This is a genomic window from Leucobacter sp. M11 (assembly GCF_035726885.1).
Lineage (GTDB): Bacteria > Actinomycetota > Actinomycetes > Actinomycetales > Microbacteriaceae > JAPFRB01.
Genome location: NZ_JAPFRB010000006.1, coordinates 115,896 through 118,300, shown reverse-complemented (window position 1 = coordinate 118,300; position 2,405 = coordinate 115,896). Strand labels below are relative to the sequence as shown.

The 2,405-nt window shown below is 67.8% G+C and carries 1 protein-coding gene; it reads left to right on the top strand.

Annotated features, from left to right (window positions below; genetic code table 11):
* A partial coding sequence (locus OOT08_RS17570; RefSeq protein ID WP_325094156.1) for an excinuclease ABC subunit UvrA occupies positions 1–2,342 on the top strand: 2,342 nt, incomplete at its 5' end.
* Between the last annotated feature and the right edge of the window lie 63 nt (positions 2,343–2,405).

The following is a 2,405-nucleotide window of genomic DNA, read 5'->3' as shown; positions in this document are numbered from 1 at the left end:
ATCGGCACGAGGTCATCCGGGTGCGCGGGGCCCGCGAGAACACGCTGCGCGAGGTGAGCGTTGACCTGCCCAAGCGCCGGCTGACCGTGTTCACGGGGGTGTCCGGCTCGGGGAAAAGCTCGCTCGTGTTCGGCACGATCGCCGCGGAGTCTCAGCGCATGATTAACGAGACGTACAGCACGTTTGTGCAGGGCTTTATGCCGACGCTGGCCCGCCCGGACGTGGATGTCTTGGAGGGCATCACCACCGCGATCATTGTGGATCAGGAGCGGATCGGGGCGAATCCGCGGTCGACGGTGGGCACGATCACCGACGCCACCGCGATGCTGCGGGTGGTGTTCAGCCGGGTGGGCGAGCCGCAGATCGGCTCTCCGAGCGCGTTCTCGTTCAACACGGCGACGGTGTCGGGCAGCGGCGCGATCACGGTCGAGAAGAACGCCCACAGCAAGGCCGTCAAGGCGAGCTATCACCGCGTCGGCGGCATGTGCCCGCGCTGCGAGGGCCTCGGCCGGGTCTCCGACATCGACCTCGCCGAGGTCATGGACGACTCGAAGTCGCTCAACGAGGGCGCGATTACGGTGCCCGGGTACGGCGTGGACGGCTGGAACGTGAAGATGTATTCCGGCTCCGGCTTCGTGGACCCGGACAAGGCGATCCGGGACTACTCCGAAAGGGAGCGACACGCGTTCCTGTACCACGAGCCGACGAAGGTCAAGGCGAACGGCATCAACCTCACCTACGAGGGGCTGGTGCTGCGCATCCAGAAGTCGATGCTGTCGAAGGATCGGGAGGCGCTGCAACCGCACATCCGGGCGTTCGTGGACCGCGCGGTCACGTTCCAGGTGTGCCCCGACTGCCAGGGCACCCGGCTGAGCGAACTGGCCCGCTCCTCGAAGGTCGCGGGAATCAGCATCGCGGATGCCTGCGCGATGCAGATCTCGGATCTCGCGGAGTGGGTGCGCGGGCTGGACCTGCCGCCCGTGGCCCCGCTGCTGGAAAACCTTCAGCTGGCGCTGGACTCCTTTGTCGGGATCGGGCTCGGATACCTGGCCCTGGAGCGTCCCACCGGGACCCTGTCCGGCGGCGAGGCGCAGCGGGTGAAGATGGTGCGGCACCTGAGTTCGTCCCTGACCGACATCACCTACGTGTTTGACGAGCCGACGGTGGGCCTGCATCCGCACGACATCCGGAAGATGAACACCCTGCTCACGCACCTGCGGGACAAGGGCAATACGGTGCTCGTGGTCGAGCACAAGCCGGAGACGATCGAGATTGCCGATCACGTTGTCGATCTCGGGCCGGGCGCGGGAGCCGCGGGCGGGCGGATCACCTATGAGGGTTCGGTTGCGGGCTTGCGTGCCAGCGACACGCTCACGGGGCGTCACCTGGACGACCGGGCGAGTCTGAAGCCCGCGGTGCTCCCGGCGACGGGGGTGATCGAGGTGCGCGGGGCGAACACGAATAACCTTCGGGACGTGAGCGTGGACGTGCCGACCGGGGTGCTGACGGTGGTGACCGGGGTCGCCGGTTCCGGGAAGAGTTCGCTCGTGCACGGTTCGATCGCGCGCCGCGACGGCGTCGTGGTCGTGGATCAGGGCGCGATCCGGGGTTCGCGGCGCAGCAACCCGGCCACGTACACGGGACTGTTGGAGCCGATCCGCAAGACGTTCGCGAAGGCGAACGGGGTGAAGCCCGCCCTGTTTTCCGCGAACTCGGAGGGCGCGTGCCCGGCGTGTAACGGCGCGGGGGTCGTGTTCACCGATCTGCAGATGATGGCTCCCGTTTCCTCCGTGTGCGAGGAGTGCGGCGGCAAGCGTTTCCAGGCCGCGGTCCTCGAGTATCGGGTGGCCGGGAAGAACATCAGCGAGGTGCTCGGTATGCCCGTCGCCGAGGCGCTCGAGTTTTTCCGGGACGGGGCGGCGAAGACCCCGGCTGCCGTGAAGATTCTTGAGCGGATGAACGATGTCGGCATCGGATACCTGAGCCTGGGCCAGCCGCTGACGACGCTCTCGGGCGGGGAACGGCAGCGGCTGAAGCTCGCCACGCAGATGGGCGACGGCGGCGAGGTGTACGTCCTGGACGAGCCGACGACGGGCCTGCACCTCGCCGATGTGCAACAGCTCCTCGGGGTGCTCGACCGGCTCGTGGACGCGGGCAAGACCGTGATCGTGATCGAGCACCATCAGGCCGTGATGGCGCACGCGGACTGGATCATCGACCTCGGGCCGGGTGCGGGGCACGACGGCGGCCAAATCGTGTTCGAGGGCACCCCGCGCGAGCTCGTCGCGGAGCCTGGGAACAGCCTGACCGGCCAGCACCTCGCGGAGGTTGTCGCCGGGTAGGCTCGTGGAAACTCCCCGCTCCCCGTAGGAAGGCGCGTCTGTGCTCCGCACCGTGTTCGTTCA